26 protein-coding genes are annotated in these 25,076 nt (G+C 60.0%); 12 read left to right on the top strand and 14 right to left on the bottom strand.

Annotated features, from left to right (window positions below):
- Positions 1 to 48: 48 nt before the first annotated feature.
- The 8 genes from ACR0MS_RS06795 to rbfA form a co-directional block, all read right to left on the bottom strand.
- Positions 49 to 711 (bottom strand): sulfotransferase family protein, encoded by a 663-nt coding sequence (locus ACR0MS_RS06795; RefSeq protein ID WP_480571826.1) that lies wholly within the window; start codon positions 709 to 711, stop codon positions 49 to 51.
- A 108-nt stretch (positions 712 to 819) separates the two neighbouring features.
- A complete protein-coding gene (locus ACR0MS_RS06790; protein ID WP_480571829.1) occupies positions 820 to 1,449 on the bottom strand; it encodes an outer membrane protein in 630 nt (209 codons plus the stop codon).
- A 277-nt stretch (positions 1,450 to 1,726) separates the two neighbouring features.
- Positions 1,727 to 1,996, bottom strand: coding sequence for a 30S ribosomal protein S15 (rpsO, locus tag ACR0MS_RS06785; protein ID WP_480571832.1), 270 nt, complete (start codon positions 1,994 to 1,996; stop codon positions 1,727 to 1,729).
- A 146-nt stretch (positions 1,997 to 2,142) separates the two neighbouring features.
- Positions 2,143 to 3,138 carry a calcium-binding protein gene (locus ACR0MS_RS06780; protein ID WP_480571835.1) on the bottom strand — a complete coding sequence of 332 codons (996 nt, stop codon included), beginning with the start codon at positions 3,136 to 3,138 and terminating at the stop codon, positions 2,143 to 2,145.
- A 95-nt stretch (positions 3,139 to 3,233) separates the two neighbouring features.
- Positions 3,234 to 3,737, bottom strand: a complete 504-nt coding sequence (locus tag ACR0MS_RS06775; RefSeq protein ID WP_480571838.1) for a DUF1643 domain-containing protein — start codon at positions 3,735 to 3,737, stop codon at positions 3,234 to 3,236.
- Positions 3,738 to 3,757: 20 nt separating this feature from the next.
- Positions 3,758 to 4,663, bottom strand: a complete 906-nt coding sequence (truB, locus tag ACR0MS_RS06770) for a tRNA pseudouridine(55) synthase TruB (protein WP_480571841.1) — start codon at positions 4,661 to 4,663, stop codon at positions 3,758 to 3,760.
- Positions 4,664 to 4,723: 60 nt separating this feature from the next.
- On the bottom strand, positions 4,724 to 5,461 hold the full coding sequence (locus ACR0MS_RS06765) for a phosphodiester glycosidase family protein (RefSeq protein ID WP_480571844.1): 738 nt from the start codon (positions 5,459 to 5,461) through the stop codon (positions 4,724 to 4,726).
- Positions 5,458 to 5,853: a 30S ribosome-binding factor RbfA gene (rbfA, locus tag ACR0MS_RS06760; RefSeq protein WP_170387673.1), complete on the bottom strand. Its 396-nt coding sequence runs from the start codon at positions 5,851 to 5,853 to the stop codon at positions 5,458 to 5,460. Before rbfA ends, ACR0MS_RS06765 begins: the two co-directional genes overlap by 4 nt.
- Positions 5,854 to 5,943: 90 nt before the next feature.
- Between rbfA and dapB the strand changes: the two genes are divergently transcribed.
- The gene (gene dapB, locus ACR0MS_RS06755; protein ID WP_480571847.1) at positions 5,944 to 6,753 is read left to right on the top strand and encodes a 4-hydroxy-tetrahydrodipicolinate reductase; all 810 of its coding nucleotides are present in this window, start codon (positions 5,944 to 5,946) and stop codon (positions 6,751 to 6,753) included.
- A 38-nt stretch (positions 6,754 to 6,791) separates the two neighbouring features.
- A complete protein-coding gene (locus ACR0MS_RS06750) occupies positions 6,792 to 7,475 on the top strand; it encodes a DUF2306 domain-containing protein (RefSeq protein ID WP_480571851.1) in 684 nt (227 codons plus the stop codon).
- Here the strand turns inward: ACR0MS_RS06750 and tmpB are convergent.
- Both tmpB and tmpA read right to left on the bottom strand, forming a co-directional pair.
- The gene (gene tmpB, locus ACR0MS_RS06745; RefSeq protein ID WP_480571854.1) at positions 7,464 to 8,069 is read right to left on the bottom strand and encodes a (R)-1-hydroxy-2-trimethylaminoethylphosphonate oxygenase; all 606 of its coding nucleotides are present in this window, start codon (positions 8,067 to 8,069) and stop codon (positions 7,464 to 7,466) included. The two genes, ACR0MS_RS06750 and tmpB, sit on opposite strands and share 12 nt — an antisense overlap.
- Positions 8,066 to 9,202, bottom strand: a complete 1,137-nt coding sequence (tmpA, locus tag ACR0MS_RS06740) for a 2-trimethylaminoethylphosphonate dioxygenase (protein WP_480571857.1) — start codon at positions 9,200 to 9,202, stop codon at positions 8,066 to 8,068. The genes tmpB and tmpA overlap by 4 nt, the downstream gene beginning before the upstream one ends.
- Positions 9,203 to 9,300: 98 nt before the next feature.
- Here tmpA and ACR0MS_RS06735 point away from each other — a divergent pair, with 98 nt between their 5' ends.
- Entirely contained in the window at positions 9,301 to 10,155 is an 855-nt protein-coding gene (locus tag ACR0MS_RS06735) for a LysR family transcriptional regulator (RefSeq protein ID WP_480571860.1), read from the top strand.
- Positions 10,156 to 10,159: 4 nt separating this feature from the next.
- On the opposite strand, the gene ACR0MS_RS06730 is transcribed toward ACR0MS_RS06735, so the two are convergent.
- Positions 10,160 to 10,342, bottom strand: a complete 183-nt coding sequence (locus tag ACR0MS_RS06730) for a DUF1674 domain-containing protein (RefSeq protein WP_480571976.1) — start codon at positions 10,340 to 10,342, stop codon at positions 10,160 to 10,162.
- Positions 10,343 to 10,430: 88 nt separating this feature from the next.
- Here ACR0MS_RS06730 and ACR0MS_RS06725 point away from each other — a divergent pair, with 88 nt between their 5' ends.
- The 7 genes from ACR0MS_RS06725 to ACR0MS_RS06695 all read left to right on the top strand — a co-directional run bounded on the left by ACR0MS_RS06725 (position 10,431) and on the right by ACR0MS_RS06695 (position 18,892).
- Positions 10,431 to 11,687 carry an RsmB/NOP family class I SAM-dependent RNA methyltransferase gene (locus ACR0MS_RS06725; RefSeq protein ID WP_480571863.1) on the top strand — a complete coding sequence of 419 codons (1,257 nt, stop codon included), beginning with the start codon at positions 10,431 to 10,433 and terminating at the stop codon, positions 11,685 to 11,687.
- Positions 11,688 to 11,777: 90 nt separating this feature from the next.
- Complete coding sequence (locus tag ACR0MS_RS06720) at positions 11,778 to 13,517, top strand: heparinase II/III family protein (RefSeq protein WP_480571866.1); 1,740 nt, start codon at positions 11,778 to 11,780, stop codon at positions 13,515 to 13,517.
- Between the two features lie 22 nt (positions 13,518 to 13,539).
- Positions 13,540 to 15,129: a bifunctional phosphoribosylaminoimidazolecarboxamide formyltransferase/IMP cyclohydrolase gene (purH, locus tag ACR0MS_RS06715; RefSeq protein WP_480571869.1), complete on the top strand. Its 1,590-nt coding sequence runs from the start codon at positions 13,540 to 13,542 to the stop codon at positions 15,127 to 15,129.
- On the top strand, positions 15,129 to 15,599 hold the full coding sequence (gene lspA, locus ACR0MS_RS06710; protein WP_480571872.1) for a signal peptidase II: 471 nt from the start codon (positions 15,129 to 15,131) through the stop codon (positions 15,597 to 15,599). The genes purH and lspA overlap by 1 nt, the downstream gene beginning before the upstream one ends.
- 50 nt (positions 15,600 to 15,649) lie before the next feature.
- Positions 15,650 to 16,168, top strand: a complete 519-nt coding sequence (locus ACR0MS_RS06705) for a DUF3035 domain-containing protein (RefSeq protein WP_480571875.1) — start codon at positions 15,650 to 15,652, stop codon at positions 16,166 to 16,168.
- Between the two features lie 82 nt (positions 16,169 to 16,250).
- Positions 16,251 to 17,591 (top strand): M16 family metallopeptidase, encoded by a 1,341-nt coding sequence (locus ACR0MS_RS06700; protein ID WP_480571878.1) that lies wholly within the window; start codon positions 16,251 to 16,253, stop codon positions 17,589 to 17,591.
- Positions 17,588 to 18,892: a M16 family metallopeptidase gene (locus tag ACR0MS_RS06695; RefSeq protein ID WP_480571881.1), complete on the top strand. Its 1,305-nt coding sequence runs from the start codon at positions 17,588 to 17,590 to the stop codon at positions 18,890 to 18,892. Before ACR0MS_RS06700 ends, ACR0MS_RS06695 begins: the two co-directional genes overlap by 4 nt.
- A 3-nt stretch (positions 18,893 to 18,895) precedes the next feature.
- Here the strand turns inward: ACR0MS_RS06695 and ACR0MS_RS06690 are convergent, their stop codons facing one another.
- From ACR0MS_RS06690 to deoC, 3 genes are all read right to left on the bottom strand, one after another.
- The gene (locus tag ACR0MS_RS06690; RefSeq protein ID WP_480571884.1) at positions 18,896 to 19,627 is read right to left on the bottom strand and encodes a Crp/Fnr family transcriptional regulator; all 732 of its coding nucleotides are present in this window, start codon (positions 19,625 to 19,627) and stop codon (positions 18,896 to 18,898) included.
- Positions 19,628 to 19,770: 143 nt separating this feature from the next.
- A complete protein-coding gene (locus ACR0MS_RS06685) occupies positions 19,771 to 22,104 on the bottom strand; it encodes an aldehyde dehydrogenase family protein (RefSeq protein ID WP_480571887.1) in 2,334 nt (777 codons plus the stop codon).
- Positions 22,105 to 22,114: 10 nt separating this feature from the next.
- On the bottom strand, positions 22,115 to 23,113 hold the full coding sequence (deoC, locus tag ACR0MS_RS06680; RefSeq protein WP_480571889.1) for a deoxyribose-phosphate aldolase: 999 nt from the start codon (positions 23,111 to 23,113) through the stop codon (positions 22,115 to 22,117).
- A 201-nt stretch (positions 23,114 to 23,314) separates the two neighbouring features.
- On the opposite strand from deoC, the gene ACR0MS_RS06675 reads away from it, so the two are divergent.
- Together ACR0MS_RS06675 and ACR0MS_RS06670 are read left to right on the top strand one after the other, a co-directional pair.
- Positions 23,315 to 24,268 carry a metal ABC transporter solute-binding protein, Zn/Mn family gene (locus ACR0MS_RS06675; RefSeq protein ID WP_480571892.1) on the top strand — a complete coding sequence of 318 codons (954 nt, stop codon included), beginning with the start codon at positions 23,315 to 23,317 and terminating at the stop codon, positions 24,266 to 24,268.
- 3 nt (positions 24,269 to 24,271) lie between these two features.
- Positions 24,272 to 25,075, top strand: a complete 804-nt coding sequence (locus tag ACR0MS_RS06670; protein ID WP_480571979.1) for a metal ABC transporter ATP-binding protein — start codon at positions 24,272 to 24,274, stop codon at positions 25,073 to 25,075.
- Position 25,076: the final 1 nt, after the last annotated feature.

The following is a 25,076-nucleotide window of genomic DNA, read 5'->3' as shown; positions in this document are numbered from 1 at the left end:
AAGTTTCTATGTTTTCGAGTGTTCTCCGGGCTATCCTGCCCGCCCTGTTCAATCTTCGCCCAGTCCGAGCCTTCCGAGCAAACCCGGTTTTTCACGGCGGCGCCCATCCTCGAAGGCATAGTTAAACAAGTCTATGTCCTGGGCATATACCCGACCAACGATATCGCGGGCTTCCTGGTCATAATAATCCCGGTAATCCGTGCGCTTCGACTGTTTGCGGTGTCGAATAACGAGGCGCCGCATTCCGATCTGTTTCAAGGCCGTTCGAAGATCATCATCAAACCGTTCGAAACGCCCGACAAAGTCCAGGGGCATGTTTCCCGACGCGTCAGTCAGATACAGGTATTGCGGTTGGAAATAACGGATTTGCAGGAACTTTTCGGGATCTTGGGAAAGCGCCTGCGCGAATTCCTTGAACGATCCATGCTCGGTGACCTCTGTGATCTCGGGCCGTCTTTGACACACGTAATGATAGCCCGAGACAAAACGGTCCCACGGGTTTCGCACAAAGCTGAACTTGAAATAGTCATTGGCGTCCGCGCCCAGCAGGTCGAAGTACTGAGAGATATAGTCGATATTTTTGTCGCGCGGATCGCGCGGATTAACCTGCCGTCCAAGAAAACGATCCCGCTTCAAAACCGTCGTCACCGTTGATCCGCCGGATTTGGGGATGTGAACGAAGATCACCTTGATGTTCGGAAATATGGGCATCGGTTTTCCCTTGCGGCGCGGGTATGGCTTTGCAGGGCCGTGCCAAATTGTCGGCATCGGCCCGTCTCGAGCCGTCGAGACTATGGACTCACCGGGCGTTTTTGCGCGTCAGAACCGGTAGGCGACGCGCGCTGTGATGGTGCTCAGGTCGAAATCCGAGTCGTTTGGCGCATCGTCAAAATCGCCGCTCACGTCGCGATAGGTGTAATCGGCACCGGCAAACCAGCGGTCGTTGAAATTGTATTCCATTCCCAACCCGATGTTGAAGCCGTCCAGCGTTGTCTGGCTTTCGCGGTCAAACTGCGCACTTGGGTGGACCCGCAGTCTGGACCACGACCAGCCCAAAGCGCCGTAGAACATGAAATCGCCATTCACGTATCCGACCCGGCCACGCAGGTCGGCGAAATCCATCACTTCCCGCGTTTCGGGGTCACCCTTTTCCACAACATGAGACAGGTTCGAATACCGGATTTCCGCGCCATAGATCATCTCGCCGCGCTGCATGTTATAGCCAAAAAGGGCCCCAAAGCTGCGGCCGTTGTCAGGATCGAACGAGGCATTTCTTGTACCACCCGACAGAACCGGAAAATCCGTTGTTCCGTCTGCTGCGGCTGCGCCAATTTCAAGCCCCGCATAGATCCCTTCAAACGCGCTTGCGGCCGACGTGCTGTCCGCCTGCGCCACGTCTGGAACGGCTTGCATCAATGGTATCAGGGACAAGAGGGCAATTTTCCTCATCCAAATTCTCCTTAAACAATTACGCAAATTACTCGATGGCCTGTGTCAGGGTTAATGGAAATCATAGGACACCTGCCGGGGCCGGCAAAGAATTTGTAGGAAGCGTTAAGATTTTAGGCGGGGGTTGGTGCCAAAAAACAAGACACCGGGTCATGAGCGAAATACTTGCGACTCAATGGTCAAAAGGAGGTGGTCGCTCAAACGAAAACGCCCACCTGTTCGGTGGGCGTTAAAGTCAAAAAACCGGGGTTTCGAACCCGATAACACCACTTGGTGTTTAGCGGCGAATACCCAGCTTTTGGATCAGGTCTTGGTAACGCGCTTCTTCCTTGCCCTTCAGGTAGTCCAGCAGCTTACGGCGCTGGGCGACCATTTTCAGCAGACCGCGACGACCGTGGTTGTCTTTTTTGTGGGTCTTGAAGTGCTCGGTCAGGGTGGTGATGCGCGAGGTCAGGATGGCAACCTGAACTTCAGGCGAACCGGTGTCGCCGTCCTTGGTTGCGAATTCTTTCATGACGCGTGCTTTTTCAGCGGCAGTAATCGACATCGGGGTCTCCTTGTAAAAGGTTAAAGTTGATGGCTCAGGCCGGGATGTCGTCCAGCGCAGGCCCATGGAGAAAACCGCACCGATTCCGATGCGGATGCGCGCGTATAAGCGTATTCTCGGGAAATGGCAAAGGGATTCTGCGCGGCTTAACCCGTCGCAGTCAGGTGCGCCAGATCCCCTTCGGCGATCAGATGGATATCATCGGCGGTCAGCCCCTCGGCGTGCAGCAACTGCGCGACGTGCTGACCGTTGATCGAGACATTGGTCAGGGTCGCGTCCTCGGTATCTGGTTCGATCTGAATGTCGGGGTCTTCCTCACCCTCCCATGAGATCAGCAATTTGTCTTGCCCTGGCTGAAAATCCATTACGGTGACAGCCTGATCCTCTTGTTCCGGCATGATAACGACATCGTCGCTGCCGTCACCGCCGGTTACGATATCCTGGCCATCAGCCAGAATGGTGTCATTTCCGTCACCTCCGTTCAGGAAATCCGCTGTACCGTCCGAACCCATCAGGACGTCGTTGCCATCGCCCCCGAACAGGACATCCTGCCCCTCGCCACCGTCCAGATAATCATCGCCATAGCCGCCTTGCAGGGCATCTTCGCCTGTGCCACCGGTCAGAGTGTCGTTATCCTGACCGCCATACAGCGCGTCCTCACCCGCGCCGCCGTCCAGAATGTCGTCGCCGAAATGCCCATACAGCGCATCGTCCCCCTCACCCCCGGCTAATTGATCTGTCCCGCCTTCACCGTGCAGGACGTCATTGCCTTTTTCGCCAAGAAGGTGGTCTTCACCGTCGCCACCGTGCAGCGTGTCGTCACCTTCCCCGCCAATCACCGTGTCGTTGCTACCGTACCCGTTGATCTGGTCGTCGCCGTCCTGCCCGGTCAGGACGTCCGACTCCTCCGAGCCTGCAATAATCAGGTCGCCCTGGAATTCGGATATCACTGTCCCGGTCGACGGTTCAGCAGGGATGTCTACGGTCTCGTCAACATCCAACAGGTTGCCTTCTGAAATGTCCTGCGGTTCATCCTCGACGATTTCCTCGCCCTCAGACTCTTCGTCTACCTCAAAAACATCGCTTATCGCGTAGGCCGCACCGCCGACTGCGGCGAGGCCCAGCAACCCGAACAGAAACATGACATCCCTCCGCAAGCACGCTGCTTCAAGGGTGATTTGTCTCATGTTGCCAAGCGGTTGGTCAAAGCCGGGTTGGTCTTATGGTTAACCTTTTGTCACCAAGGTTCCGGCTGCTGGGTGTAGGCGATATAGAGCGGGTGTTTCGGGTGGCCCGCTTTGGTCAGCCCCAGATGGAACAGAGGCTGCCCGGTGCCGCGCAGCAGGGTCTCGACCGCCGGGCCGCGATCCAGATGGGCGCCATGAGTGCCCCAAGCGGCGATGACCTGATCGGCCCATTCGACACCATCCAGAATGGCCGCGTCATTCGCGGGGCCCACCGGATCGGTGGCAGCACGCATCTTGCGGGGGTCGGTGTCGCGCCAGGCAAAGATGTTTGTTACCTGAAACGCCCCGAACCCCAGCGCCCGCGCGCGGCGTTCACAGCGTTCGACGGTTGGGTCGTTCTGCACCTCGGTCGCAGTCGAAGGGTTAAGCATCACAAACAGCGCCTTGCGCCCGCCCGCATCCCACACGCGGGTCAGGCTATAGCGATACTTCTCGCAATCGGAATAGACGGCGGTTGAGGGCGCATCGCCCTTGGTATGCGTTCGGGTGATCATGCCCTCGCCTAACACGGGTTTCAGGCGACGAACACCCGGCTGGGATGCAATTCGCCCGATTTATAGATGCCTACGGCCACGGCTTTGCCATCGAGCGAGGCCCAAGCCTCATCGCCATATTCTACGTCGCTGGCCAGCACCATGCCCGGATTGCCGTTGCGCAGGCGCGTGGCGCCCTCGGGAGTGCATTTCAACTCGGGCAGGTCGGCGAGGCCGGTTTCCAAGGGGTGCAGATACTCATCCAGCGCCGTGGTCTTGGCCATCTCGTCGATCTGTGCGATGCTCAGCCCATCTTCAACCTCGAACGGACCGGACCAGATGCGGCGTAGTTCCTTGACGTGGCCGTGGCATCCCAAAGCCGCACCCAGATCGCGGGCGATCGAGCGGACATAACCGCCCTTGCCGCAGGTCATCTCGAGCACCACATGATCATCGTCGGGGCGGTCGACAAGGATCAGTTCCTCAACCCATAGGGGGCGAGCCGACAGCTCCACATCCTCACCATCGCGGGCCAGTTTATAGGCGCGCTGGCCGTCGATCTTTACGGCGGAAAACTTGGGCGGCACCTGCATGATATCGCCCAGAAACGGCGTCAGCGCCTGTTTGATATCGTCGTCCGAGGGGCGCGCATCGCTTTGCGCAATCACTTCACCCTCGGCATCGTCCGTGTTGGTGGCCTGACCCAGACGCACGGTGAAAGTGTAAGCCTTCAGAGCGTCGGTGATATAAGGAACGGTCTTGGTCGCCTCACCCAGCGCCACGGCCAGAACGCCGGTTGCCTCGGGGTCCAGCGTGCCTGCGTGACCCGCTTTCTTGGCGTCCATCGCCCAACGCACCTTGTTGACCACTGCAGTCGAGGTCATGCCCGCAGGCTTGTCCACCACCAGCCAACCGGAAATGTCGCGGCCCTTGCGTTTGCGTCCCATATCATACCTTGACTCTTGCTGAGGCGCGCGAGTTAGCGGATCACAAAAGCCCTGTCAATTTCAGGGTGCGCCCTCGACCACGCCCACGATCGGCCCAAGCGAAAACCCGACGTCCGACCGATTGCTGGCCCGTTCGTACATCCGCGAAATATTACCGTCGAAGAACAGCGCGTTCGGGGTTTCCAACACATCCCGGAACAGGCTGCCGAATTCGTGAAAGGTGACATAGTCGTCCGAGATCGCAAACACGGCCCGCGTGCCATCGGAACTGGTGCCCACGCCATTACGCACATAGCGCGAGGTCGAGTCGGGCAGGAACCGGGGATGCAACTCGCCGTCGATCACAAGCATGGGGCCGGATTGGGTGGCAAACTGGCAGTCCGGCGATTGATCAACGAACTCCAATGTCTCGAACACATCGGCGCGGCCCTTGCGGATGCAGAACACGCCGTTGGGCAGCAGGCCGAAATTGCCGGGGCCGGGATTGGCGATGACGCGCATCTGTTCCTGACCATTTTCGACATAGTGGCCCACGGGTGAACGGTCGTCGTGATACATGCCGGCGTTCATCGCAAAAGCCAGTTGTTTGCCGTCACTGGCCAGCGCATCGTTCACCGACGAAAAATGACCCAGAACCGAGCCGTTGTCATCCTTGAGGAATAAACGCAGCTCTTCCTTGGCCGCGTCCACTTCGCAGATCGTGTACCGCTTCTGCTCGTGCGTCAGCTTTTCACAGGTCACGGCTGAGGCTTGCGAGGCCCAGAAAACCGCGCAAATCGTGGCCAGCGTGCGGATCACTCGTCCAGATCGCGGCGCACCGCGTCCTGTTCGAACATGCGGCGAGTGTCGTCCAGACGGTCGAACGTGTCATCCAGACGGAACCGTAGATCGGGCGAGAATTTCAGGTTCAGCTTCTTGCCGATCACGCGCCGCAGCTCACCCTTGTTGCGGGCCAGCAGCTCGATCACATCGTCCTGCCCCTTGCCACCCAAGGGCAGCACATAGGCGGTTGCGATCTTCAGATCGGGCGAAGTGCGCACTTCGCCTACGGTAATAGACATGCGGTTCAGGTCGGGGTCGTGGACATCTCCGCGCGCCAGAACCTCGGACAGGGTGCGGCGGATCAGTTCGCCGACACGCAGCTGACGTTGGGACGGGCCGGGGCCATCGTGGAATTTGTTCTTTGCCATGTCTTCGATCTAAGCCCAAATCCCACCTTTGCCAAGCGGCCCCGAACCGGGTAGGAGGCTTTGAGCCGACAGAAACAGGGAAAGAGCGCCATGACCCATATTCCGGGGATCGTCATCACAGGGGCTTCGGGCCGAATGGGTCAGATGCTGATCAAAACCGTGACGGACAGCGATCAGGCGCGGCTGGTCGGCGTGGTCGAGCGTAAGGGCCATGACTGGATCGGGCAGGACGTGGGCACCGCTATGGGCGGGCAGGCGTTGGGTGTCACCGTGACCGATGACCCGCTTGAGGCATTTGCACAGGCGCAGGCCGTCATCGACTTTACTGCGCCCGAAGCGACGCTGGAATTTGCTGCACTGGCAGCGCAGGCACGTTGCGTCCATGTGATCGGCACGACCGGCATGTCGGATGAACAGATCGCCGCGCTGGAACCGGCCTCGCGCCATGCGGTGATCGTGCGGGCCGGGAACATGAGCCTTGGCGTCAACCTGCTGGTGCAACTGACCAAGAAGGTCGCTGCTGCATTGGACGAAGATTTCGATATCGAGGTGATCGAAGGGCATCACCACCACAAGGTCGATGCGCCCTCGGGCACTGCGCTGATGCTGGGCGAGGCTGCTGCCGAAGGGCGCGGCGTCAATCTGGCGGATGTGTCCGACCGCGCCCGTGATGGAATCACCGGAGCGCGTAAGCGCGGGGATATCGGATTCCACGCCATTCGCGGCGGTGACATCGTCGGCGAACACGATGTTTTGTTTGCCGCCCCCGGCGAGCGCATCGTCCTGCGCCACCTCGCCACCGACCGCGCCATCTTTGCCCGCGGCGCGCTGAAGGCGGCGCTGTGGGGGCAGGGTAAGGCGCCGGGTCAATATGACATGGTGGATGTGCTGGGGCTATAAGCCATAGACGCAACGCGCAGTGGCAGTATGGTCAGCTTATGTGGACCGCAAAATCCCGTATGCTTTTTGGTTTGTTGCTGGCTGTGTTCTATCTGACGCTGCTGCCCTTTGTTGTGCATGGCTTTGGTATGATCCGTGTTGGTCTTTCGCAGGATGCGGCCCAGCAAAGCTATTTGTTCGCGAATGGCCAGCGGGTCGGGAATGTTGCGATGTTGGTGCATATCTTCACTGGGACAGTGTTGGTCGCCGCGGTGCCGCTTCAGTTGATCCAGCCCTTGCGCGTAAGGTTCAATACGCTCCACCGTGTGATTGGAACGAGTCTGATTGTCCTTGCAATGACCACCGGGCTTGCCGGAATGATTTATATCCCACTGCGTGGCACGATCGGAGGCCCCGTCATGTCGATCGGGTTCTTCCTGTACGGTTTGTGCTTGTTTGTCGCTGCGCTGATGGTGACCCGGATGGCGCTGACCCGTAACCGTGCGGGGCACTGGGCGTGGGGTCTGCGGCTGTTCTGGCTGGCGCTGGGGTCATGGCTGTACCGTGTACACTATACAATTTGGTATCTGTTGACCGGAGGGATGGGCTCCGAACCCGATTTCTCGGGTCCGTTTGATCTGATCCAGAATTTTGCGTTCTTCCTGCCCTATCTGTTGTTTGCACAGCTATGGATCAACGCACGACGCGCGACCCATTCAGGACCATTGAGGTCAACCGCCTGACGTCTGGGCCGCTCCCAGATGCCGGTCCACCATCCGCTGCACCATCGGAGCGAAATGGGTAAAGTCGGGCGTTTCCATGTCGGGGCGTTTGCCTGCTTCGTCCAGATAGCGGACCTGGATGATCTCTTTGAGGTTCGGATTGGATTCGAATTCGGCGACTTCTTCGGCACGCATCGGACCGCCCTGGAGTTCCAGAGTGTGGACCGAAGCCTCGGACAGCCGGTTGAAGTAATCCGGCTTGGTGGCGCAGAGGTATCGCTTGGCAGCCACGTGGTAGCGGCAGCAATCGGTGATGACTGATGGAAAAAACTGCTCCAGCACCGCGGCGCCTGCGTCTTCGTGGTGGCGGTCTTCGGTGTCATCGGGGTGGTAACTGCCGAACTCGGACGTGAAATGGCCGATGTCATGCAGCAAGGCCCCCACAATGATCTCTTCGGGCATGCCATTTCGTTCGGCGATGGTTGCGCCTTGCAGCATGTGCTGGGCCATTGTGACGGGTTCGCCCAGATACTCTTCGCTGCCACGGCGGTCGAAGATGTCACCGATGAAGTCCACGATATTGTCCCGGTTCAGGGTCGAATAATCAGGTTTCATTCCGCTGCCTCCGATTGCGCCATTTCCATCGCCGCCAGCGTCGACAGCAAGCCGTCCTTGTCAGAGTAACACCCCTGTAGCCAACGCGACCCGGAACCGGAATAGCCCAGCCGCGCATGCAGCACGCGTGTATTGTCGACGATGAAGCTCTCGCCCGGTTCCAGTTTGAAGGATACGCCCATGGCAGGGTCATCTATGATCTCGGCCAGTTGGCGATAGGCGGTGTAATACGCCTCCATCAGGTCAAACGGGATATCGACCAGCGGCGCGGTCGAGCGGTTGTTGAAGCGGACGCCGATCAACTCTCCGTCCGGGGACAGTTCGATCATTGGACGGCGGGCGCGCAGACAGACGCCGTCAGAGCCTTTGAATTCGAACCGGGCCGGGTAGCCCGACAGCAGGGCAAAGCCGTCGGGGTTCTGATCCCGCAGCCTTTCGGCGGCGCGGAACCCGTCCACAACAATCGACTCCCCGCCTTCGGCGCTGTTTTCAAGGCAATAAAGGATTTGCAGGGTTGGCACCGGGTCGCGGTATGGGTTGTCGGTATGAGCCTGCAACCCCAGTCCGGTAAAGGCGAGGTTGGTCGGATTTACCTCGGTCCGAACTTCGAAATAGGGGCCGTAATTGGTCTCGCGCACATAGCCGAACAGATCGGCGACTTTGAGCAGGGATTCCGGCTCGCACGGGCCGTTGGTCAGTTTGGCAAAGCCGAATTCCGCAATGGCAGCCAGCCAGTTGCGCTTGGCGATTGGGTTGGTGTGAACCTCGGCCCAGTCCGCGCTGGGGGCGTCCATGCCATTTTGCCATGTTGTGATATCCGGGGCGGTGCGACCCGCGCTTTGCGGTCGATCTCGATCATAGATGTGAGCTGCCAGCCAATCGGCGGGAAAAGTCACGCTTTTGTTTTCGGGCTGAAAAGTAATGTGCAGGTCGCCGTTTATTACGCTTGCGGACACGATGGAAACATCGGCGGGGATGTCGCCGATTGTTATCAGGCGCTGGCCGTTGCCGGGAGCCCGTGTCTCTGGGTCGAGCGCGTTGTCGCGCAGCCAGATTGCGTGAAAACGGGCCTGAGTGCCGGTGTCAAACTCTACGGTCACGACGGACCTGTCATGAGTGGCGGTGCGCAGCATGGGGGCCTCCTGTTCAGCGCGGGCTATGCTTGAGGAGATACTTGTCCCGTGGCATTACGACAATTAAACCTTATTGCGACTAAGGCCTGGAAAAACTTATGCCTAAAAAGAAAGTCGGATTGCCGCCACTGGACTGGCTGCGCGTGTTCGAGGCCGCAGGGCGTTTGGGAGGGTTCTCGGCTGCTGCACGGGAATTCGGGTTGACGCAGGCGGCAGTCAGTCAGCGGATCGGAAATCTTGAGGCCTGGCTGGGGCGGACTTTGTTCGTACGTGAGGCGCGTGGCGTGTCGCTGACGGTTGAAGGCGAAAGCTATCTGCCGCTGGTGCAGGACAGCCTGCAGGCGCTGGAGCGGAATACCGAAGACCTGTTTGGCAAAGCCCCCCGCGAATTGCGCGTTGCCGGGTTGTCGTCGAATATCCACGCGCTGGTGCTGCCAAGCCTGATCCGATTTCAGCAGCGACGACCCAAAGTGCGGGTCATGACCGACTCTGTCGCGCGACGGTCATCTTTGGGCGAGGAACGTACGTGGTTGCAAATCCGGTATGGGCGCGGGGCATGGCCCGGTCGCGACGCCGAACTGATTGCTGCTGAGGTGCTGGTTCCAATGGCCGCACCGGACGTCGCGTGGGGGGCACCGCTGATCAACCTGCGCGGTGAGCGACCGGGTTGGAGCGATTGGGCGAGGAAGACGGGACATGAGGACCTGCCCCCTTCGAAAGTCAGTTTTGATTCCATGGAGCACGCGCTGACGGCGGCGTGTCAGGGATTGGGCGTTGTGCTGGGGTCGGTGCCGTTGGCCGACGCATATCTGTGCGAGGGTCGTTTGCACAGGTTGGATCTGCCAGATCTGAAAACGAAGGACGGGTATTGGCTGACATGGCCCGAAGAACGGGCAAAGTCCAAAAAGCAGCACGCTTTGATCATGGATTTCCTGCAGGCGCTGCGCGGCTAGGCAATTAGAAGTCGATTGCGATGCCCTTCTTTTCCCAGTCGCCATAACGCGCCGGGTCGGGGCCGTCGCGCCCGCCCAATTCCTTTGGCCTCTCTTTTGCCTTCGCCTCGGCCTTGCGGCGGCGCTCTTCGGCCTCGGCCAAAGCGCGCTGGGCGGCAGGGGGCAGGTCGTTGCGATCATCGCTCATGACATCGGGTTCCTTTCCGTGCTGGGGCTTGATATACGCCCCCGTCCCCGCTTGGCAATGCAGGCGCGGCGTATCGAAAGGCGATTTCATGTCCGACACCGCAACGGCAGCACGGCGCAGCGCGATCTATCTGCTGGATCAGATCCTGGGGGAAGGACGACTGCTGTCCGAATGTCTGGCCGCTGGCGCGTTGGACAGATTGGGCCCCGAGGATCGCGCGCGGGCGCAGCGCCTGACGCTGGAAACCCTGCGCGGATTGGAACGGGCCGATCGTCTGCTGGACAATCACCTGAACCGGACACCTGCACTGACAGTCCATAACGCCCTGCGTCTTGGCGCGGTTGAGCTGTGCCACGGTGAGGCGGCGCATGGCGTCGTCAATTCCATGGTCGACATTGTAGGCCGCTCGCGCAAGCACGGCCGCCTCAAGGGGTTGGTGAATGCAGTTTTGCGCAAAGTGGCCGCCGAAGGGCCGGACGCCTGGCCAAAGATGCGGGTACCACGCCTGCCCGAATGGTTGCGCGATCCGCTTGTCATGGCTTGGGGTGCCGAAGCTGTAACGGGTATGGAAAAGGCGCATTTCGACGGCGCGCCGCTTGATATTTCCACCAAGCCCAATGCCGTTGGTCCGGGCGAGGCATTGCCCACCGGGTCGCGTCGGGTGCGTGATGCAGGTCAGGTCTCGGCGCTGCCGGGATATGATGGCGGGGACTGGTGGGTACAGGACGCGGCTGCGGCGCTGCCGGTTCGGGTGCTGGCACCCAAACCGGGCGAGAAAATACTGGACCTGTGCGCTGCACCGGGCGGCAAGACCTTGCAGTTGGCGGCAGAAGGGGCCGAAGTCACGGCGCTGGACATCTCGGAGGCGCGGCTGGAGCGTGTGCGGGAAAACCTTGCGCGAACCGGGTTGAAGGCCACAGTCATCGCCGGGGATGCGTTGGAGCATCACGGTCAGTATGACGCCATTCTGTTGGACGCGCCATGTTCCGCCACGGGCACCATTCGTCGGCACCCTGATTTGCCCTTTGCCAAGGACGGATCGGAATTTGGCGGGTTGATTGATCTTCAGGCTCAGATGTTGGCGCATGCCTGGACCTTGCTGAAACCGGGCGGGCGGCTGGTTTATTGTACCTGTTCGCTGCTGCCCGACGAGGGCGAGGTTCAGATCGAAGAGGTGTTGCCCCAGTATCCCGACATGCAGGTCGATCGCGAGGCCGTCATGGTGGCCGGGGTCGAAAAAGACTGGATCACCGAAGAAGGCGGCCTGCGTCTGCGGCCCGATTACTGGGCGGATCGCGGCGGAATGGACGGGTTCTACATCGCCTGTCTGAACAAAACGGAATAAGGCGACGCTTTTCGGTGACTTGACGGGCGTCGCGGTCTATCGTTGGGTCTCAGGCGCCAGCAGAGCGCAAGAGGCAGAGTAACGAGCGGCATGTCGAACTCAGATACCATGGCCAATCGGTGGACGCGGTTCCAGAACCGTCTTTATGCGCGGCTCAGCCAGCGTCGCAAGGCGGTTGCAGGGTTCGCGGGTGAGCCCGAGCCGCGCACTGTGGGCTCGTTCGCGCGGGGTCGCCAGTTGGTTGCGGGCAACCTGTTGTTCGCGGGGTTTCTGGTCGAAGCGCAGGACACCGGCCTGTGGGACGTGACCGCGCCGAGTGCTGGTTTTGATAACGAGCGCCACGGGTTTGCGTGGTTGGATGATCTGGCCGCCGTCGGAGATATGCGCGCCCGTGAAAAGGCACAGCGCTGGGTGTGGGGTTGGATCGACGCTCACGGTCGTGGGCTGGGTCCGGGCTGGGCCCCGGATCTGACCGGGCGGCGGGTGATACGGTGGATCAACCATTCGGCGTTTTTGTTGCGCGGGATGGATGACAAGAAATCCAAGGCGTTTTTTCGGGCTTTGGCGCAGCAATCGTGGTTCCTGTCCAAACGATGGCAGGCCGCGACACCCGGTTTGCCAAGGTTCGAGGCTTTGGCCGGGCTGGTGCAGGCAGGACTGGCGCTGCAAGGGCTTGAGCAGATGGCGGACCCGGCGCTGCGGGCTTTGGCGAGAGAGTGCGAGAAACAGATCGACGCGCAAGGGGGCATCCCAACGCGCAACCCCGAAGAGTTGCTTGAGGTCTTTACGCTGCTGACCTGGACGTCGGCGGCACTCAGTGACTTGGGGCGGGGCACACCCGGGGCGCAAGCAGATGCGATCAAACGTATTGCGCCAACCCTGCGCAACCTGCGCCATTCGGACGGTGCGCTGGCCCGGTTTCATGGGGGTGGCCGCGGTCTTGAAGGGCGGCTGGATCAGGCCCTGGCGCAAAGCGGGGTCCGGCCGCAGCACGCAAGCGGGTTGGCGATGGGATATGCCCGGCTATACGCGGCGCGCACCAGCGTCATCGTGGATGCAAGTGCTCCGCCCAAGGGGGCGGCGTCTTATAACGCGCATGCCTCGACACTGGCGTTCGAGCTTACTTCCGGGCGGCGCCCGTTGATCGTGAATTGCGGCTCGGGCGAGAGTTTCGGGCTGGAATGGCGTCGCGCTGGGCGCGCCACGCCATCTCATTCAACCCTGTGTCTGGATGGCTATTCCAGCGCGCGCCTGACCGGGCCGGTTCCGGGCACCGAGAAAGAGGCGCTGGTTGACGCCCCCAAGGACGTGCCGACAGAGTTCGAAGACGTCATCGAGGGCGCGCGTTTCATGCTCGGCCACGACGGATACACCAAGGTATTTGGTCTGACGCATGCCCGGACCTTCGAGCTGCGCTTTGACGGTCGTGAACTGACGGGCGAGGATATTTTGCTGACGGCGACAGACAAGGCCAAGCGTCAGTTTGACAAGGCTTTGGATGCGTCGAACCTCAAAGGTATCGAGTTTGACGTAAGGTTTCACCTGCATCCGGACGTGGATGCAGCCATTGATCTGGGCGGTGCGGCAGTGTCCATGGCGCTGAAAAGTGGTGAGATCTGGGTATTCCGCCACGATGGTGTGGGAAAATTGTCAGTTGAACCGAGTGTTTATCTTGAGAAGGGGCGCCTGAAGCCACGCGCGACAAAACAGATCGTTCTATCTGGCCGCGCAATGGAGTATGCGACGCGCATCCGGTGGACGTTGAGCAAGGCACAGGATACAGCCTATGCCGTGCGCGACATGCACCGGGACGAGCCCGATTTCGACTGACGCCAAAAGGACCTTTGGACCCATGACCGATCTTCACCCCGTGCGCCGCGCGTTGCTTTCCGTTTCCGACAAGACCGGATTGATAGACCTGGGTAAGGCGCTGGCCGAGCGCGGGGTCGAGTTGCTGTCGACCGGCGGAACCGCCAAGGCACTGCGGGAGGCAGGGCTTGAGGTCAAGGATGTCAGCGATGTGACGGGTTTTCCCGAAATGATGGATGGCCGGGTGAAAACCCTGCACCCGATGGTGCATGGCGGGTTGCTGGCCCTGCGCGACAATGACACCCATGTCGCGGCGATGGAGGAACATGGCATCGGCGCGATCGACCTGCTGGTGGTGAACCTCTATCCGTTCGAGGCAACCGTCGCCAAGGGCGCAGGCTATGATGAGTGTATCGAAAACATCGACATCGGTGGTCCGGCGATGATCCGTGCGGCCTCGAAGAACCATGCTTTCGTCAACGTGGTGGTGGATGTCGAGGATTATTCTTCGTTGCTGGACCAACTGGAAGAGAACTACGGAAAAACGTCGTATGGGTTCCGTCAGTGGCTGGCTCAGAAGGCCTATGCACGCACTGCTGCGTATGACACGGCCGTGTCCAACTGGATGGCGGATGCGCTAAAGCTCGAAGCACCCAAACGCCGTGCCTTTGCCGGTGAGCTGAAACAAACCCTGCGTTACGGCGAGAACAGCCATCAACAGGCGGCCTTCTACACCGATGGTACAAACCGCCCCGGCGTGGCGACCGCCGTGCAGCATCAGGGCAAGGAACTGAGCTACAACAACATCAACGACACCGATGCGGCGTTTGAATTGGTGGCCGAGTTTGATCCGGCGCAAGGGGCGGCCTGCGCCATCATCAAGCACGCCAACCCGTGTGGCGTTGCTACCGGCGCAACTCTGCTGGAGGCGTACAAGTCTGCCTTCGATTGCGACCGCACTTCCGCCTTTGGCGGGATCGTGGCGTTGAATCAACCGCTCGACGCCGAAACTGCGCAGGAGATCACCGGGATTTTCACCGAGGTCGTGATCGCTCCGGGCGCTTCGGACGAGGCCAAGGCGATCTTTGCGGCCAAGAAGAACCTGCGCCTGCTGACGACCGAGGCGCTGCCGGACGTGACCGCAGGCGGTAAGACCGTCCGGCAAGTGGCTGGTGGCCTGCTGGTGCAGGACAAGGACAATGGCTTTGTCGGCATGGATGACCTGAAAGTGGTCACCAAGAAGGCCCCGTCTGATGAACAGATGCGCGACCTGCTGTTTGCGTGGAAAGTCGCGAAACACGTCAAATCCAACGCAATCGTCTACGTCAAGGACGGCGCGACCGTGGGTGTGGGTGCAGGGCAAATGAGCCGCGTGGATTCGGCGCTGATCGCCGCCAAGAAAGCCGAACGCATGGCAGACGTGCTGGAGCTGCCGCAACCGCTGACCATCGGTTCTGCCGTGGCATCGGACGCGTTCTTCCCTTTCCCCGACGGATTGATGGAGGCGGCAGAAGCTGGCGCGACCTGCGTGATCCAGCCCGGCGGCTCGATGCGCGATGACGAGGTGATCGCGGCGGCGGATGAGGCGGGCCTTGCCATGGTCTTTACCGGCATGCGCCACTTCCGCCACTGATGCGGTATCGTCTTCTGCTTTGGGCTGCGCTTGCGGCATTTCTGATCGACCAGATCAGCAAATATCTGGTCGTTCACGTCATGCGCGTGGCCGAGGGCAATATCGACGTTCTGCCGCCCCTGCTGGTGTTCAAATACGGCGAGAATCGGGGCATCAATTTCGGCCTTTTTCAAGGCGACACCGATGCGGCACGCTGGGTGTTGATCGGGATTTCGCTGGCAATCTCGCTGGGTGTACTGATCTGGTTGCTGCGGTCCACACCGTCTAAACTGATGCAGCTCTGTGGTGGGCTGCTGATCGGCGGGGCGCTTGCGAATGTCTTGGATCGGATGCTGTATGGCTATGTGCTGGACTTTCTGAACATGTCCTGCTGCGGGATCAACAACCCGTTTGTTTTCAACCTTGCCGACGTGTTCATCTTTGCCGGTGCCATCGGACTTGTGTTGTTTGATGGAAAAAAGGCCTCGTGACGCGCCCGGGGAAATGCGATAAAAGCCCCTCAAACAGGCTGGAGACTTCGATGCGGTTGCCGCGTTCCATAATTGCAGTGACATTGGCCGTTGCGACGGCGGGATGCTCTGACATTGGCTTGCGCCATCTTGAAGCGCCCGGCCCGGGTCCGGATGAATTCTCGGTCCTGCCGGTCAAGCCGCTGACACAGCCGAAGGATTATCAGTTTCTGCCTGCGCCGACTCCCGGCGGGGGCAATCTGACCGACCCGACGCCCAATGCGGACGCAGTTGTGGCGCTGGGGGGGAATGCGGCGGCGTTGAATCCAAACACGCCGATCCCGTCATCGGATGGGGCGCTTGTGACAGCGTCCAGCCGCTATGGTGTGCCAGCGAACACCCGGCAGGTCGTCGACAGCGAAGATGCCGCGTTCCGCAAAAAGCAGGGCCGCTTTACCAGATTGCGTCTGTTCAAGGTCGACCGGTACTCGCAAATCTATCGCCGCCAAGCCCTTGATGCGGACATTCAGAACGAAGCCGCGCGCCGTGCGGGGATCGAAACGCCCTCGTCACCGCCGGTCGATGAATAATCCTTAACTTTTCGTCATCGGCCTTGAACCCGCGCCGCACCACCGTAGTTTGAAGATCAAAGAACGAAACGGAGGATGCCCCATGGTTCGGGCCCTGGCATTGTCGGCCGCCCTGATCGCCGCCACACCGGTTTTTGCCGAAGATGGCCTTGAGGCGGTCACGACCTTTACGCTGGACAACGGCATGGATGTCGTGGTGATCGAAGATCACCGCGCCCCTGTGGTGCAGCATATGGTCTGGTATCGCGCAGGTTCAGCGGATGAGCCGATTGGCTCGTCCGGTGTGGCTCATTTCCTCGAGCATTTGCTGTTCAAGGGGACCGATACGCTTGCACCGGGTGAGTTTTCGGCGACCGTTGCAGCCAATGGCGGCAATGACAACGCGTTCACGTCCTATGACTATACCGCTTATTATCAGCGCGTTGCAGCCGACAGGCTGGAATTGATGATGCAGATGGAAGCGGACCGGATGCGCAACATCCGCTTGTCCGACGAAGATATCCGCACCGAGCGTGACGTGATCATAGAAGAACGCAACCAGCGTACCGAAAACAACCCGCGCGCCCTGTTTGGCGAGCAGATGAATGCCGTTCAGTACCTGAACCACCGCTATGGTGTTCCGATCATCGGTTGGCGGCACGAGATGGAAACGCTGGACATGGACGATGCGCTGTCCTTCTACCAGACCCATTATGCGCCAAATAACGCGATCCTTGTGGTCACCGGCGATGTGCAACCCGATGAGGTCAAAGCACTGGCGGATCAGTATTATGGTGTGATCCCAGCCAACCCTGACCTGCCCGAACGGGTGCGATCCCAGGAACCGCCGCAAACCGCTGAACGTCGCCTGATCTATAAGGATGCGCGCGTGTCGCAGCCCTATGTCCAGCGCAGCTACCTCGCGCCCGAGCGTGACCCCGGCGCGCAGGAAAAGGCGGCTGCGCTGTTCCTGCTGGCAGAATTGCTGGGGGGCGGGAACACGTCCTATCTGAGTGAAAAGCTGCAGTTCGAGGAACAAAAGGCCATTTATACGACCGCGTTCTACCGTGGAGTGTCCCTGGACGACACGACCTTTGATCTGTTGGTCGTCCCCGCGCAGGGCGTGTCCCTGCAAGAGGCCGAAGATTCAATGGATCAGGCCGTGGCCGACTTTATTGCCGAAGGAGTGAACCAAGAGGATCTGGACCGCATCAAGATGCAGCTTCGCGCCTCGCAAACGTATGCGCGCGACAATGTGGACGGTATTGGCAACCGGTATGGCCGCGCCCTGACCAGCGGGTTGACGGTCGAGGATGTGCAGGCGTGGCCCGATATCCTTCAGGCTGTGACCGGCGACGAGATTATCGCAGCCGCCCGAGAGGTCTTGCAGCCGGAATCCTCTGTAACCGGCTGGCTGATGCGTGACGACGAGGTGACGCAATGAAACGGATATTCGCAACCCTGATCGCATTTGTCATCGCGTTGCCCGCTTGGGCCGAGATCGAGATTCAGGAGGTCACCTCACCCGGTGGGATCACGGCTTGGCTTGTTGAAGATCACTCGATTCCGTTCACCGCGCTGGAGCTGCGCTTTCGCGGCGGTACGTCTTTAGATGATCCCGACAAGCGCGGGGCCACATATCTGATGAGCGGCCTGATCGAAGAAGGGGCCGGGGACATGGATTCCCGCACCTATGCGCGCGAATTGGAATCGCTGGCGGCTTCGTTCAGCTATAATGCGGGCGATGATACGGTTTCGGTCTCGGCGCAGTTTCTGACCGAAAACCGGGATGACGTGATTGATCTGCTGCACACCACGCTCCACGAACCCCGGTTCGATCAGGATGCCGTTGATCGTGTCAGGGGGCAGGTCCTGTCGGGCCTGCGCTCGGACCAGACAGACCCAAATGACATCGCAGGGCGCAATTTTGCGCGTATGGCCTATGGGGACCATCCTTATGGGTCCGAGGGGAAAGGCACTATTGACAGCGTGACGGCCCTGACCCGCGACGACGTCGTTTCAGCCTTTGAGAACGTGTTTGCGAAAGATCGGCTCTATGTAGGCGCGGTCGGCGATATCACTGCGGATGAGTTGGGTGCGTTGTTGGACAAATTGCTGGCCGATCTGCCCGAAACAGGAAAACCCATTCCGGACCGTGCCGAAGTGTCGATCCCCGGCGGCATCAGTGTTGTCGAATTCGACACCCCTCAGTCGGTTGCTCTGTTCGGACATGCGGGCATTGATCGCGATGATCCCGATTTCTTTGCGGCGTTTGTTCTGAACCACATTCTGGGCGGAGGCGGGTTTGAAAGCCGTCTGATGCAGGAAGTGCGTGAAAAGCGCGGGCTGACTTATGGCGTGGCAACCTATCTTGTCCCCAAGGATCTAGCGTCGGTTTACCTGGGGTCGGTGTCGTCCTCAAACGACCGCATCGCCGAGGCGGTTGACGTGATCCGAAACGAATGGGCGCGCGCGGCGTCCGAGGGCGTCACACAGAAAGAGCTGGATGATGCCAAGACCTATCTGACGGGTGCGTACCCGCTGCGGTTTGACGGGAACGGTCAGATTGCCAGCATCATGGTCGGGATGCAGATGGATGACCTGCCGATCGACTATATCTCGACCCGCAACGACAAGGTGAACGCGGTGACGCTGGAAGACGTGAATCGTGTCGCGTCAGAGCTGCTGGACCCCGAAGGTCTGCACTTCACGGTCGTCGGCAAACCCGAAGGTCTGGACGGCTAAAGTTCAGGCTGCCGTGGGCCGCTTCTGGGCCTGCAATGTGTGTTTGTTGCTGTTCAACAGCTTTTGCCGCGCATGCCTGAAATGCGCGGCTTTCAGTGCGTCGTCGATATGCCGGTTTCGCCGCAGCAGCCGGGACAGGCGGCGGTCGTCGAATACCAGGCAAGTTGTGGGTTCCGTGGCGATTACCGTGGCCGTCGCAGGCAGACCGAGGCTGAAGGTCAGCTCTCCCAAAATCTCATTGGCGCCGCATTGATTGATCACCTGTCCGTCTTTCAGAACCGTTGTGCGCCCTTTCAGGACAAATCCCAGAAAGTCGGTCGTCTCACCTTCTTCGATCATGATATCTCCGTTATCAAAATCCTGTATCGCAGCCGTGTTCAGCAATCTGCGGGCCTGATGGGGTTTGAGCGAGTGCAGGTGTTGAGAGATGAATTGTCGCTCGGCCTCTGAAAAGCGCACCAAATGGCGCGAGAGGTATCCGCGCAGCAGTCCGATGACCGAGATCGCGATATAGGACATCTGGATGATCGCCCCGGCCAGATTAAACTCCTCCGCCATGCTGATCAGCACGCAGCCAGCCGCCACAATGACCAGAACAGGGTATAGCACGCCGTTACCCCGGACGATGCCGACCTGCAGTAAAAAGTAGTTCAGGATATACAGCCCCGCCCCGAACACGCCCACCATCGTGACCAGTTGAAGGGACGTTGGAATATCTGTCGGAAAATTCAGCATGAAAAAGGCCCATTCTGGAATTGAATGGGCCTTACACTGAGACAGGGTAGTGAACTTGTATGTGACCCGCGTCACAACATGTTCACGCATGAGCAGGCTTTCGCCTGCGTAAGATGAACAGGCCGGACCGCGGGCCGCGCGCCCTATTCGCCGTAGGGCACCCAGATGTTCTTGACCTCGGTCGCCGCCTGCAGGAACCGGCGCGTGTGATCCACGTTCCAATCGGTTGCCTTGGCGTTGTTGACCCAGGTGCGTTTGAGGTTTCCGGCCGAGACGACCTCGATCTCTTTTGACAGGTCCGTGGACGAGAACGACCAGACTGCATCCACGTTCAGATGCGACGCCAGCGGTTTCGCCAGTTCCGCATGACTTCCGGTCAGGATGTTGACCACGCCTGCGGGCACGTCCGAGGTTTCAAGGATCTGGTAGAAATCCGTGGCAGCCAGCGGATAGGGCTCGGACGCGGCCAGCACCACCCGGTTGCCCATCGCAATCGCCGGTGCCATGGCCGATACCAGACCCAGCAAAGGTGCCTCATCCGCGCACAGCGCGCCGATCACGCCCACGGGTTCTTTCATCGCAATCGCGACGCCCCGGATCGGGACGCCATGCACCTGACCGTCATACTTGTCTGCCCATGCTGCGGCAGTGAACAGGCGCTGAATCGAGGCCTCAACCTCAGATGCGCCGGTTTTGCCGCCCGTCATGGCGTCGATCCGAGTGGCGAACTCATCCGCTCGGGCTGAGAGGTTTTCGCCAATATAATACAGGATCTGCGCCCTGAGGTGGCCTGTTGTCTTGGACCAGCCTTTTGCGCCCGCCGCAGCCTCGACCGCGTTACGTACGTCCTTGCGGTTTGCCAGACCCACATGCCCCAACAGGCCGGATTTGCCCCAAATGGGCTTGGAATAGCCGCCATCGGGCCGCGCCTGCTTGCCGCCAACATACATTTTTGCAGTACGGTCGATTGGATCGACTGGCGCGCCCTCGCCGGTGGTGGCGTCAAGTTTCGTCAGCGCCTTGGTCTTGCCCTTGGGCTTGGTATAGGCGGTCAGACCTTCCCAGCCGCCTTCACGCCCGAACCCGCTTTCGCGCACGCCACCAAAACCGGCAGCGGCATCGAACAGGTTGGTGGCATTCACCCAGACCACGCCTGCAACCAATTTCGGTGCGATGTCCAGCGCGAGGTTCACATTCTCGGTCCAGACCGTCGCGGCCAGCCCATAGCGGGTGTTATTGGCCAGCTCGACCGCCTCGGACGGGGTGCGGAAGGTGGACGACACCAGAACCGGGCCAAAGATTTCCTCCTGCATCAGCGGGTCCGAGGTTTCCAGCCCCGAAATCAGCGTTGGCGGGTAGTAGCAACCATTCTTGGGCAGCGCGCAATCGGCTTGGTAGAGGTCACCTGCGGTGTTGCTTTCGACCATTCCCTTGATGGTCTGCAACTGAACCGGGTCCACGACCGCGCCGACGTCGATGCATTTGTCCAGCGGGTCGCCAATGCGCAGGTTGTCCATCCGCGCGCGCAGCTTGGCATGAAAGCGATCAGCGATCCCTTCCTGCACCAGAAGACGCGAGCCTGCACAGCAGACCTGACCCTGATTGAACCAGATCGCATCAACCAGCCCTTCGATGGCTGAATCAATATCGGCATCGTCAAAGACGATGTATGCGGACTTGCCGCCCAGTTCCAACGTCAATTCCTTGCCTGAACCCGCCGTCGCTTCGCGGATGCGCCGCCCCACAACGGTTGAGCCGGTAAAGGCGATCTTGTCCACATCCGAGGCGACGATCATCTCGCCCACCTCACCGTCGCCGGTGACGATGTTGACCACGCCCTTGGGCAGCCCGGCTTGTGAACAGATATCGGCAAATAGCAGCGCGGTCAGCGAGGTATATTCGGCGGGTTTCAGAATGACCGTGTTCCCCATCGCCAGGGCCGGGGCCACTTTCCACGCCAGCATCAGCAGGGGGAAATTCCACGGGATGATCTGACCGCACACACCCAAAGCCTGCGCGTCGGGCAACTCGCTCTCCATCAATTGCGCCATGCCCGCGTGATAGTAGAAATGCCGCTGGACCAGAGGGATGTCGATGTCGCGTGATTCCCGGATCGGCTTGCCATTGTCGAGGCTTTCCAGCACCGCGAACAGGCGCGAATGCTTCTGCAACAGCCGGGCAATGGCATAGAGGTATCGCGCACGGCCAGCACCGCCCAGCTTTTCCCACTTGGGCTGGGCTTTGCGGGCGGCGGAAACGGCGGCGTCCACGTCGCCTTGCTTGGCTTGGGTCAGCTTGGCCAGAACCTCTCCGGTCGCCGGATTGCGGCTTTCGAAGCCCTTGCCCGGCTTGGTGAAGGCACCGTCAATGTAGTGGCCGAACTTGCCACCCTGATCGACCAGCCATGCCAAAGCCTCAGCAGCGCTTTCGGGGGCGGGGCCATACTCCATGGTCTCGAAAATCTCTTTGACTGTCATTGTTCTTTCCTCAGCCCATGGAGTGGCGGTAGCCAGCCGAGTACGCCCCGGTGACATAATGTTCTAACTGCCGCTCGATATCGCCCAGCAGCGAGGACGCGCCAAAGCGGAACAGGTCCGGTTCCAGCCAGCGGTCGCCCAGCTCATCCTTGATCAGCGACAGGTAGACCAGCGCGTCTTTCGCCTTGGAAATCCCGCCCGCAGGTTTGTAGCCGACGCGATAGCCGGTGCGGTCATAATAATCGCGGATCGCGCGGATCATCACGAGGGTAACGGGCAGCGTCGCGTTGACGCTTTCCTTGCCGGTCGACGTCTTGATGAAATCCGCCCCCGCCATCATGCACACGACCGAGGCACGGGCGACATTGCGCAGGCTACCCAGCTCTCCGGTCGCGAGGATGGCTTTGACGTGCGCATCACCGCAGGCGGTTCGGAACGCCTTCATCTCATCATACAATGCCTGCCAATCCCCCGACAGGACGTGACGGCGAGAGATGACGATGTCGATTTCCTCGGCCCCTGCTTTGACGCTTTCTTCAATCTCGGCCACACGCAGGTGAAAAGGCGACAAACCCGCCGGAAAACCGGTTGAGACGGCAGCCACCGGGATGCCGGTGCCTTTCAGCGCATCTACAGCGGTTTCGACCATATCATGATAGACGCAGACGGCGCCTGTGGTGATCGGCGGCATATCCATCGCCTGCAACAGCGCGGGGGCGACCGGTTGACGGGCCTTGGCACACAGACGGCGCACGCGCCCCACAGTGTCATCACCGGACAGCGTTGTCAGGTCGATCATCGTGATCGCCTTCAGCAGCCACGCGGCCTGATAGTCTTTTTTCACCGACCGTCGACCCGGCAAGGTCGCGGCGCGGCGCTCGATTGCCGAGGTGTTGGCCTGAACCCCCCGAACCCAATCGAGATCCAGATCCATTCCGGGGTTCCGAGGTTCGGTCACTTGCGGCAGATGCGCGGTGCGCACGGGGCTGTCTGAGCTCTGCGTATCCATCTTCACATCCTTTGGGAAGTTTGCGCCAAAATCGCACGGGTTGCGCCTAAATGGAAGGCGTGCCGACTGGCTTAGGGCAATTTTTTTGACCAAATGGACAAAAATAGAGGCTTTTCTTGCGAATAATTCGCAATAGCGTTGACTTAGTTGCGAATGGTTCGCATATTCGGGCTTAAGGGGATAGAAAGCCGGGGTCACATTATGATTCGTCGTACCTTTATTGCAGCGCTGGCATTTGCCGCTGCACTGCCCGTTACGGCATGGGCCGAGGCACCGCTGAAGGTGGTGGCAACCACGGGTATGATTGCTGACGCCGTTCGCCAGGTTGGGGGCGATGAGGTCGACGTCAAAGGCCTGATGGGTCCGGGCGTGGACCCGCATGCCTATCGTCAGACCCGTAGCGATATCGTTGCCATGACCCGCGCCGATCTGATCCTGTGGCACGGGCTGTACCTTGAGGCGCAGATGGAGGATTTCTTCCACGATCTGGGCCGCAAACGCTCCGTCGTGGCGGTGGCCGAAGGGGTCGACCCCTCAAAGTTGCGGGCGCATGACGACTACGCCGACAAGTTCGACCCGCATGTCTGGATGAGCCCGGCCCTGTGGCGCGACGTGGTGGTCGAGGTGCAGGCGGCCCTGACCGAAGCACGCCCTGAGGCTGCTGACCTTTTTGCAAGTAACGCTCAGGAACATCTGGCTGAGATTGAACAGTTGGAAGTCTATGCTGCTGAGGCCCTTGCCTCTGTCCCCGAAAACAACCGCGTGCTGGTTACGGCGCATGATGCGTTTGGCTATTTCGGGGCGGAATATGGCTATGAGGTGATGGGCATTCAGGGGATATCAACCCAGTCCGAGGCCGGTCTGAACCGGATCGGAGAATTGGTCGACACGCTGGTCGACCAGCAGCTTACGGCGGTCTTCGTCGAAAGCTCGGTTTCTGACCGGTCAATGCGCGCCTTGATTGAGGGTGCCGCTGCACGGGGCCATGAGGTTGGCGTCGGCGGCGAGCTTTACTCGGACGCCATGGGCGAGCCTGGAACTTACGAAGGCACCTATGTCGGGATGCTGGATCACAATATCACCGTGATTGCCGGGGCGTTGGGCGCGGATGTGCCTGACCGCGGCATGAACGGAAAGCTGTCTGCGGGGTTTTGAGTGATGCTGGAGATGGCCGCTGATCAGGGTCTTTCGATATCAGAGAACAGCCTTGACGACAGCCCGTTGGCGATCCGGGGTCTGACGGTCTCATACGGCCAGAAACCTGCGGTTTTTTCGGTGGATATGACGGTTCAGCCGGGCGCGATGACTGCGATCATCGGGCCTAACGGCGCGGGCAAGTCCACCCTGCTAAAGGCAGCTTTGGGCATTGTCTCGCCCTTGTCCGGTCAGGTGACGGTGTTTGGCAGGCCGCTGGACAAACAGCGTGAGCGGATCGCCTATGTCCCGCAGCGGGCCAGTGTCGACTGGGATTTTCCGACCCGTGTGATCGACGTGGTGCTGATGGGATTGTCTGCTCAGTTGGGGCTTCTCGGCCGGGTTCGGTCCCGTCACATGTCGCGGGCGATGGACTGTCTGCACCGGGTAGGAATGCGCGACTTTGCCGATCGCCAGATCGGTCAGTTGTCGGGTGGCCAGCAACAGCGCGTTTTTCTGGCACGCGCCTTGGCTCAGGACGCGGAGCTTTACCTGCTGGACGAGCCATTTGCAGGCGTTGATGCGGCCACCGAGAAGGCCATCATAGCCGTGCTGAAGGACCTGAAAACATCAGGCAAGACAGTTGTCGCCGTGCATCACGATCTGGCGACCGTCACTGATTATTTCGACCACGTCTTCCTGATCAACACGCGCAAAGTGGCCGAAGGCCCGGTGGCCAAGGCGTTCACCGCCGAAACGCTGCAATCGGCGTATGGAGGCCGTCTTGCCACCGCTCAGATCGACCAGATCTCACGCGCGCTGGGGTAAA

Source organism: Ruegeria sp. CJ2 (assembly GCF_056536745.1).
The sequence above is the reverse complement of the archived record's forward strand: the minus strand, read 5'-3'. Positions and strand labels throughout refer to the sequence as shown.

Excerpts from the sequence above, each read along its gene's own strand:
- deoC (WP_480571889.1), bottom strand. The coding sequence starts at position 23,113 with ATGGATACGCAGAGCTCAGACAGCCCCGTGCGCACCGCGCATCTGCCG.
- ACR0MS_RS06725 (WP_480571863.1), top strand. The coding sequence starts at position 10,431 with ATGTCCGACACCGCAACGGCAGCACGGCGCAGCGCGATCTATCTGCTG.
- lspA (WP_480571872.1), top strand. The coding sequence starts at position 15,129 with ATGCGGTATCGTCTTCTGCTTTGGGCTGCGCTTGCGGCATTTCTGATC.
- rbfA (WP_170387673.1), bottom strand. The coding sequence starts at position 5,853 with ATGGCAAAGAACAAATTCCACGATGGCCCCGGCCCGTCCCAACGTCAG.
- ACR0MS_RS06790 (WP_480571829.1), bottom strand. The coding sequence starts at position 1,449 with ATGAGGAAAATTGCCCTCTTGTCCCTGATACCATTGATGCAAGCCGTT.
- dapB (WP_480571847.1), top strand. The coding sequence starts at position 5,944 with ATGACCCATATTCCGGGGATCGTCATCACAGGGGCTTCGGGCCGAATG.
- ACR0MS_RS06730 (WP_480571976.1), bottom strand. The coding sequence starts at position 10,342 with ATGAGCGATGATCGCAACGACCTGCCCCCTGCCGCCCAGCGCGCTTTG.
- tmpB (WP_480571854.1), bottom strand. The coding sequence starts at position 8,069 with ATGAAACCTGATTATTCGACCCTGAACCGGGACAATATCGTGGACTTC.
- ACR0MS_RS06775 (WP_480571838.1), bottom strand. The coding sequence starts at position 3,737 with ATGATCACCCGAACGCATACCAAGGGCGATGCGCCCTCAACCGCCGTC.
- ACR0MS_RS06705 (WP_480571875.1), top strand. The coding sequence starts at position 15,650 with ATGCGGTTGCCGCGTTCCATAATTGCAGTGACATTGGCCGTTGCGACG.
- ACR0MS_RS06780 (WP_480571835.1), bottom strand. The coding sequence starts at position 3,138 with ATGTTTCTGTTCGGGTTGCTGGGCCTCGCCGCAGTCGGCGGTGCGGCC.
- ACR0MS_RS06690 (WP_480571884.1), bottom strand. The coding sequence starts at position 19,627 with ATGCTGAATTTTCCGACAGATATTCCAACGTCCCTTCAACTGGTCACG.
- truB (WP_480571841.1), bottom strand. The coding sequence starts at position 4,663 with ATGGGACGCAAACGCAAGGGCCGCGACATTTCCGGTTGGCTGGTGGTG.
- ACR0MS_RS06700 (WP_480571878.1), top strand. The coding sequence starts at position 16,251 with ATGGTTCGGGCCCTGGCATTGTCGGCCGCCCTGATCGCCGCCACACCG.
- ACR0MS_RS06735 (WP_480571860.1), top strand. The coding sequence starts at position 9,301 with ATGCCTAAAAAGAAAGTCGGATTGCCGCCACTGGACTGGCTGCGCGTG.
- ACR0MS_RS06675 (WP_480571892.1), top strand. The coding sequence starts at position 23,315 with ATGATTCGTCGTACCTTTATTGCAGCGCTGGCATTTGCCGCTGCACTG.
- ACR0MS_RS06685 (WP_480571887.1), bottom strand. The coding sequence starts at position 22,104 with ATGACAGTCAAAGAGATTTTCGAGACCATGGAGTATGGCCCCGCCCCC.
- ACR0MS_RS06750 (WP_480571851.1), top strand. The coding sequence starts at position 6,792 with ATGTGGACCGCAAAATCCCGTATGCTTTTTGGTTTGTTGCTGGCTGTG.
- ACR0MS_RS06695 (WP_480571881.1), top strand. The coding sequence starts at position 17,588 with ATGAAACGGATATTCGCAACCCTGATCGCATTTGTCATCGCGTTGCCC.
- tmpA (WP_480571857.1), bottom strand. The coding sequence starts at position 9,202 with ATGCTGCGCACCGCCACTCATGACAGGTCCGTCGTGACCGTAGAGTTT.
- ACR0MS_RS06720 (WP_480571866.1), top strand. The coding sequence starts at position 11,778 with ATGTCGAACTCAGATACCATGGCCAATCGGTGGACGCGGTTCCAGAAC.
- ACR0MS_RS06670 (WP_480571979.1), top strand. The coding sequence starts at position 24,272 with ATGCTGGAGATGGCCGCTGATCAGGGTCTTTCGATATCAGAGAACAGC.
- rpsO (WP_480571832.1), bottom strand. The coding sequence starts at position 1,996 with ATGTCGATTACTGCCGCTGAAAAAGCACGCGTCATGAAAGAATTCGCA.
- purH (WP_480571869.1), top strand. The coding sequence starts at position 13,540 with ATGACCGATCTTCACCCCGTGCGCCGCGCGTTGCTTTCCGTTTCCGAC.
- ACR0MS_RS06795 (WP_480571826.1), bottom strand. The coding sequence starts at position 711 with ATGCCCATATTTCCGAACATCAAGGTGATCTTCGTTCACATCCCCAAA.